Origin of the sequence: Pseudomonas sp. 2(2015) (assembly GCF_000955865.1) — a bacterium.
Taxonomy (GTDB): Bacteria; Pseudomonadota; Gammaproteobacteria; order Pseudomonadales; family Pseudomonadaceae; genus Aquipseudomonas.
On record NZ_JYOF01000048.1, the window covers coordinates 1 to 977 of the forward strand.

1 protein-coding gene is annotated in these 977 nt (G+C 57.5%); it reads left to right on the plus strand.

All coding sequences use genetic code 11. From position 1 onward, the window contains the following. On the plus strand, positions 1-977 hold a 977-nt coding region (tuf, locus tag UB48_RS26855; protein WP_045202410.1), incomplete at both ends, for an elongation factor Tu.

Below are 977 nucleotides of genomic sequence, written 5' to 3' on the forward strand. Positions count from 1 at the left end.
AACACCGCACACGTCGAGTACAACTCGAACATTCGTCACTACGCTCACGTCGACTGCCCAGGTCACGCTGACTACGTGAAGAACATGATCACCGGTGCTGCCCAGATGGACGGCGCGATCCTGGTTTGCTCGGCCGCCGATGGTCCGATGCCACAAACCCGTGAGCACATCCTGCTGTCCCGTCAGGTTGGCGTTCCGTACATCGTGGTCTTCCTGAACAAGGCTGACCTGGTAGACGACGCTGAGCTGCTGGAACTGGTCGAGATGGAAGTTCGCGACCTGCTGTCCACCTATGACTTCCCAGGCGACGACACCCCGATCATCATCGGTTCGGCTCGTATGGCGCTGGAAGGCAAAGACGACAACGAAATGGGCACCACCGCTGTCAAGAAGCTGGTTGAGACTCTGGACAGCTACATCCCAGAGCCTGAGCGCGCTATCGACAAGCCGTTCCTGATGCCAATCGAAGACGTATTCTCGATCTCGGGTCGTGGTACCGTTGTTACCGGTCGTATCGAGCGTGGTATCGTCCGCGTTCAAGACGCCCTGGAAATCGTTGGTCTGCGTGACACCACCACCACCACCTGCACCGGTGTTGAGATGTTCCGCAAGCTGCTGGACGAAGGTCGTGCTGGCGAGAACTGCGGCGTGCTGCTGCGCGGCACCAAGCGTGACGACGTTGAGCGTGGCCAGGTTCTGGTCAAGCCAGGTTCGGTCAAGCCGCACACCAAGTTCACCGCAGAAGTTTACGTTCTGAGCAAAGAAGAAGGCGGCCGTCACACTCCGTTCTTCAAAGGCTACCGTCCACAGTTCTACTTCCGTACTACTGACGTGACTGGTAACTGCGAGCTGCCAGAAGGCGTTGAAATGGTAATGCCAGGTGACAACATTCAGATGACTGTTACCCTGATCAAAACCATCGCGATGGAAGACGGTCTGCGTTTCGCTATCCGTGAAGGCGGTCGTACCGTCGGCGC